This window comes from Deltaproteobacteria bacterium CG11_big_fil_rev_8_21_14_0_20_49_13 (assembly GCA_002796305.1).
Taxonomy (GTDB): domain Bacteria; phylum UBA10199; class UBA10199.
On record PCWZ01000087.1, the window covers coordinates 1 to 5618 of the forward strand.

At 48.1% G+C, this 5618-nt stretch carries 6 protein-coding genes and 1 pseudogene (1 of these 7 running past the window's edge); 6 read left to right on the plus strand and 1 reads right to left on the minus strand.

The window, feature by feature from the left end; all coding sequences use genetic code 11:
• Positions 1 to 70 precede the first annotated feature (70 nt).
• The 3 genes from COV46_08650 (at position 71) to COV46_08660 (ending at position 2922) form a co-directional block, all read left to right on the plus strand.
• Positions 71 to 1120 (plus strand): L-erythro-3,5-diaminohexanoate dehydrogenase, encoded by a 1050-nt coding sequence (locus tag COV46_08650; GenBank protein ID PIR16355.1) that lies wholly within the window; start codon positions 71 to 73, stop codon positions 1118 to 1120.
• Between the two features lie 161 nt (positions 1121 to 1281).
• A complete protein-coding gene (gene ablA / locus COV46_08655) occupies positions 1282 to 2547 on the plus strand; it encodes a lysine 2,3-aminomutase (protein ID PIR16356.1) in 1266 nt (421 codons plus the stop codon).
• 6 nt (positions 2548 to 2553) lie between these two features.
• Positions 2554 to 2922, plus strand: coding sequence for a metallopeptidase (locus tag COV46_08660; protein PIR16357.1), 369 nt, complete (start codon positions 2554 to 2556; stop codon positions 2920 to 2922).
• A gap of 10 nt (positions 2923 to 2932) precedes the next feature.
• Here COV46_08660 and COV46_08665 read toward each other — a convergent pair whose 3' ends face one another.
• Entirely contained in the window at positions 2933 to 4018 is a 1086-nt protein-coding gene (locus tag COV46_08665; GenBank protein PIR16358.1) for a hypothetical protein, read from the minus strand.
• A 135-nt stretch (positions 4019 to 4153) separates the two neighbouring features.
• On the opposite strand from COV46_08665, the gene COV46_08670 reads away from it, so the two are divergent.
• The 3 genes and pseudogenes from COV46_08670 to COV46_08680 form a co-directional block, all read left to right on the plus strand.
• Positions 4154 to 4741, plus strand: coding sequence for a hypothetical protein (locus COV46_08670; GenBank protein ID PIR16359.1), 588 nt, complete (start codon positions 4154 to 4156; stop codon positions 4739 to 4741).
• A gap of 1 nt (position 4742) precedes the next feature.
• Positions 4743 to 5258 carry a hypothetical protein gene (locus tag COV46_08675; GenBank protein PIR16360.1) on the plus strand — a complete coding sequence of 172 codons (516 nt, stop codon included), beginning with the start codon at positions 4743 to 4745 and terminating at the stop codon, positions 5256 to 5258.
• 37 nt (positions 5259 to 5295) lie between these two features.
• Positions 5296 to 5618: pseudogene (locus tag COV46_08680) on the plus strand (hypothetical protein) (it continues 324 nt past the right edge of the window).

The window sequence follows — 5618 nt, forward strand, 5'->3', positions numbered from 1 at the left end:
TCCCCTGCCTCAATTGTGTTAATGAGACCCTTCGCTTTCGCTCAGAATGACATCTAAGGTTGGAGAATCTATGACCAGTTTCAAAGAGAACGGAAATCCGTTCGGCGCGCACAGGGTAATTGAACCCAAGGGTGTTTTGCCGCAACCGGCCCAAAAATTAGATAACAACATGGACTACATGTGGGATAACGAAATGCGCGTTAACGTTGAAATTCTGAACGTTGATTCGGCGAGTTTCACGCAAATAAAGGAGGCCTGTGGCGGCGATGTCGATAAGATAAAGAAGATGATCTTGGGAATAGTTGGCGAACGCGGAAAACAGCAGAACCCGGTCACCGGTTCCGGCGGCATGTTCATAGGGACCATAGACGAAGTAGGGCCAAAGCTCTCCTCTCGCGGGCTTAAAAAGGGTGACAAGATAGCGAGCCTTGTTTCGCTTTCTCTTACACCCTTAAAGATAGACGAGATCGTGGATGTTAAAAAGGATATCGACCAGGTCCATATTAAGGGCAAGGCCATACTTTTTGAGAGCGGCATCTATGCAAAGATACCATCCGATGTGCCCACACCTTTGGCATTAGCTGTCCTTGATGTTGCCGGTGCTCCAGCTCAGACCCAGCGCCTTGTGAAGGAGGGCGACACCGTTGTGATAATCGGCGCCTGTGGAAAGTCCGGTGTTCTCTGCGCCTACGAGGCGCGCAAGAAAGTGGGTAAGAGCGGTAAGATAATCGGCATCAGGCATTCAGGTAAGCATCTTGAGGACGTAACGGCCCTTGAACTTTATGACGAACTCTTTCAGATGGACGCGACCGATTCACTTAAATGCTATGATGAGATATATAAACTGACCGGCGGAAAAATGGCCGATCTTGTCATCAACTGTGTCAATATCCCCAACACCGAAATGGCGTCTATTTTAATGACACGTGATGGCGGAACGCTCTACTTCTTCAGTATGGCCACATCATTCACAAAGGCGGCGCTCGGGGCGGAAGGTGTGGGCAAGGATATCAACATGATAGTAGGCAACGGTTACGCCAGGAACCATGCAGATATCACGCTCAATATCCTGCGCGAATCTGAAAAGATAAGAAAGATGTACGAAAAGATCTATACATAAGTGCGTAAGTGTCTAAGCATGCCCTGAGCGAAGTCGAAGGGTGCGTGAGTGCGTAAGTTGTGGTGTCATTGTGAGGAACGAAAGCGACGAAGCGATCCAGTTAACACAATCTTATAATCTGGATTGCCGCGCCCCTTCGGGGCTCGCAATGACGAAAAAAAATGAAACAATATAAGTCAGTCGAATACAAGCATATCGACCTTTTCAAAAATGTTAAGGCCGGCAACTGGAACGACTGGAAGTGGCAGTTAAAGAACGCCGTCCGCGATGTCGAAACGCTCAAGAAGATCGCCACGCTCACAAAGGAAGAAGAGGACGGGCTTTATAGATGTCTTAAGAAGTTCCGCATGGCGATAACCCCTTACTATGCCGCCCTCATGGATGCAAAGTACGACCGCTGTCCGGTGAGGCTTCAGGCCATTCCCACGGCCGCGGAGCTTGAAGAAGATATCTCCGATCTCGATGATCCTTTGCATGAAGATGTCGATTCGCCTGTGCCGGGGCTCACTCATCGTTATCCCGATCGTGTCCTATTCCTCATTACGCATATTTGCTCCATGTATTGCCGTCACTGTACGCGCAGGCGTGTGGTAGGGATCACCGACCAGCATATGACTAAAGAGCTCATCGACAAGGCGGTCGAATATATCAAGGTAAATAAGATGATAAGGGATGTCCTTATTTCAGGAGGAGACCCGCTTGTCCTGGGCGACGATCAGATAGAGTATGTCTTAAATAAGGTCCGCGCTATCGAGCATGTTGAGATAATTCGTATCGGTACCCGCACACCCGTTGTCATGCCCCAGCGCATAACCGCCGACCTTGTAAAGATGCTAAGGAAGTATCAGCCTATTTACGTGAACGTACACTTTAACCACCCGAAGGAGATAACGCTCGAGGCGAAGGAGGCGTGCGAGAGGCTTTCCGATGCCGGGATACCTGTGGGGAACCAGAGCGTGTTATTAAAAGATGTGAACGACTGTCCGCCTATAATGAAGAAGCTGGTGCAGGGGCTTTTGATGATACGCGTAAAACCGTATTATATCTACCAGTGCGATCTGACAAAAGGCATCGCCCATTTCAGGACGAGCGTTGTCAAAGGGATAGAGACGATAGAGAACCTGCGCGGCCACACGACCGGCCTTGCGGTCCCTACCTTTGTGGTGGATGCCCCGGGCGGCGGCGGAAAGATACCGGTGGGGCCCAATTACCTGATATCACAGTCGGACAGACGCGCGGTACTTCGCAATTATGAAGGGGTTATCACCGCATATACCCAGCCGGAAGATGTCTTTAGCAATTGCGGGCGCTGTGATGTCTGCAAGGATAAGCGCTATAAGCCTTTAGATGGTGTGGCCAAGCTCCTTGCCGGCGAAAAACTATTCTTAGAGCCCAAAGGCCTCATTCGCACCGAGCGAAAGAAATAAAAGAACATGCAATATGAACCTGCGTTAGACCTTCAGCAGAGGATGTGTGAGATCATAAGGCGGCTTAGGCTCTCTCATATAGATTGTAACCGCGTTACCTGCATTAGAAGCAGAGGCACCAAGACCAAGAGGACCATTGCCAGATGCCACGCCCTTCCAAAGGTCATGCAGATGGCGATGGAGGTCAAGGCCTTCTATGTGATAGAGTTCCTGGAGCGTTTCGAACGCCTTTCCAAAGAGGATCAGGATATAACCATTATCCATGAGCTGATGCATATCCCCAAGACATTCGGCGGCGGCTTTCGCCACCACGACTTTGTCTGCACCAAGAACGTCAAGAAGCTCTACGACATGTTCGTAAACGACCCTGATTGATCAGCTGAAATTAATTACCCGGCTGCCATCCTACCCATTTGGGTCTCGGCGGCGGATTTTCGATAACGGATATGACCTGCCTTATCGTCTCGCGGTCCTGTGCAAGGTCCGCTTTTTTGAGGGCATCTTTTAAAAGTCCCAGATAAAGCATCTTTTCGGACGCGTCGAAACTCATTATCCCCACATAGGGGACCCCACAGGAATCTTTTCCGCAGTTGCTGTCATAGACCATCGTCATTCCCAAAAGGTTTATATCGAACTTTTTTTCGTCGTTGCCGAGGCCTTCGGGTGATATGTTCACATGGAGCGCTGTCACCCGGCCATCCTCATTCCTGCCGGAGCGGATATCAACATCGCCCCCTTCAAGCGACATGCCGATATGAGCGTGGTTGAATTTTAAGGGTCCTTCACTTACATACAAAGAAGGCTCGGCGCTATCTAGCATTGCTATTGCGCTCCTTATCTGCGTCGCCTCGCCCTCACCGTCCGTGTTATTGAGCGCGCAGTTAAGGATGTCCCTCACCCGATCGACATCTTGAGGGTGAGAACGGAGTATAGAATATTTATTTTCACCTGTAAGGTATGTGACTATCTCGGGTGCGATGAGATAGCTTCCGACAAAAAGGCCTCCGGGAACGGTGTTTATTTCAAGGGGGTCGTCCTGAAAGAACCAGTCGGTGCCATTGCAGCCGTCGCCGTCGAATGTGAGGTCGAGGTCATAAGGGACTTTTATTCCCCTTATCTTCTTCCATTCATCCCTATAAGAGGCGGAGAATTTTGCATAGATCTGCGTGTCAATTCTGTATGTAGCGCCTTCATCAAGACCGGTCGTTACATATACCCTTTCGAATCCGTCAGCGTCAGCGTCCGTTGCCTTTATTTCAGCACTATAACCTATGGCAAAGGGGGCGGATATCTGGCCCTCGCTACTTGCATCGATGTAGGCAGTGCCGTCCCTGTTATCGACAAGGCAATATATCGCTCCGGTACTTCCGGCAACGCAGCCCTCTTTCAGGACCAGCGGCTGTTTTTGAGTGAAGCCTTGAGAGAAACCTCTATCTTTTAGGTTCACAGGATTGCATGTTGTGCATGACATATAATGCCCCTTTCGTTGAATAGCTGTTTCAGCTATCAGCGTGGCGTATAACAAGAGAAAAAAAAAGTCAATCATTATCTGCATTATTTTTGTAAGTGTCGGACACTTTTTATTAAAATATTGACATAATATAGTATGTCATTATATAATAACTATATGGATTTAATGATAAAAAAACGTAGAGGGAAAAGATGTTCTCAAAGGGCCGTTGCCTCCAGTGCGGGCGTATCGTTCAGGACGGTTCAGCTAATAGAATCAGGTAAACATGATGCAAAACTTTCGACCTTGGGAAGGATCGCCAGCTCTCTTGGTTATCCGAAGGATGCGGTTATTTTAGCAATTAGGACAGTTTTTTCACAGCCGCCTGATTCTATTTACATGGTATCTGAAAGGATATTGGCCGAAGGTGAGAAGTCTTGGAAAATCTGGCTTTTTAATTTTGTGGACGCTTTTAGAGAACATGAAGATCTATCATATGTGAATATGCCTCCTATGATAGGCCTGTCCTCTAAAATGGAGGCCATTATAGCATCGGTAGTTGAGGCTCTGTGCAATGAACTGAATATAGCAATTCCCGACTGGTGTGCCGGTGTAAGGTCTTTAGAGAAGCCGTGGTTTGTTGCGGAGGTTGAAAATTTAAAGGCTTTAGCACTTGTGGAATCACCGGCCTATTTTAGGAGACGTAATATATTTGTGTTGGGGAATTTCTTATCAAGGAGATGATATGTTAGATGTTAAATTGATAAAGGTCCTATTTAAGAGTTTGAACGCGGAACTGGCCAAAAAGGATGTGCTTGGCGAGGTTGGCATATGCGGCGGAGCGGTGATGTGCCTTGTGTATAATGCTAGGGCTTCGACAAAAGATGTGGACGCCATTTTTGAGCCTACAAAAGAGATAAGACGGGCAAGTAGATCGGTCGCCAAAAAGTTTGGCCTGGATGAGAATTGGCTCAACGATGCCGTGAAGGGCTTTTTTCATTCCAATCCTCCGAAAGAGGACATATTGAACCTTTCGCATCTAAGGGTATGGGCTCCAAGCGCCAAATATATGCTGGCAATGAAATGCATCTCGGCCCGATTCGACACTCTCGACGGTGATGATACCGTTTTTCTCATCAAGCATCTCGCATTAAAAAATGCGGAAGATGTCTTTAAGATCATAGCCGAATATTATCCTCACAATAAGATCCCGGCAAAGACCCAGTTCTGGATAGAGGAGATAATGGATAAGAATAAGTGATGTCAGCGGCTGAATATTATGATATGTCCGGAGCGTTATGATCAAGAGGTTATTAGGTAAGACCACTTTTATTGTCGGGAACAAGAAGAATTCCGGCAAGACCACGTTCCTGAACGGGGCGCTGGCGGGGCTCCGCGAAAAGGGGAAGATCGCGTATCTTTCCATCGGCGTCGACGGCGAGACAAAGGACCAGATATTCGGCTTTAATAAACCGCGCGTCTTTGCGGAGAGGGGCGACCATGTTGTGACGCTCGAAGAGACCCTTAAATTTACCTGCGCGAAGTTCAGGAAGCTTAAGACCTTTCCATACAAAAGCGTCCTGGGAAGGCCGGTGCTCATCAAGATAGAAGACCCCGCAAA

What these genes read in the sequence shown, in the direction of transcription:
- COV46_08665 (PIR16358.1), bottom strand. Translation starts at nt 4,018, where the DNA reads ATGTCATGCACAACATGCAATCCTGTGAACCTAAAAGATAGAGGTTTC.
- COV46_08650 (PIR16355.1), top strand. Translation starts at nt 71, where the DNA reads ATGACCAGTTTCAAAGAGAACGGAAATCCGTTCGGCGCGCACAGGGTA.
- ablA (PIR16356.1), top strand. Translation starts at nt 1,282, where the DNA reads ATGAAACAATATAAGTCAGTCGAATACAAGCATATCGACCTTTTCAAA.
- COV46_08670 (PIR16359.1), top strand. Translation starts at nt 4,154, where the DNA reads ATGTCATTATATAATAACTATATGGATTTAATGATAAAAAAACGTAGA.
- COV46_08660 (PIR16357.1), top strand. Translation starts at nt 2,554, where the DNA reads ATGCAATATGAACCTGCGTTAGACCTTCAGCAGAGGATGTGTGAGATC.
- COV46_08675 (PIR16360.1), top strand. Translation starts at nt 4,743, where the DNA reads ATGTTAGATGTTAAATTGATAAAGGTCCTATTTAAGAGTTTGAACGCG.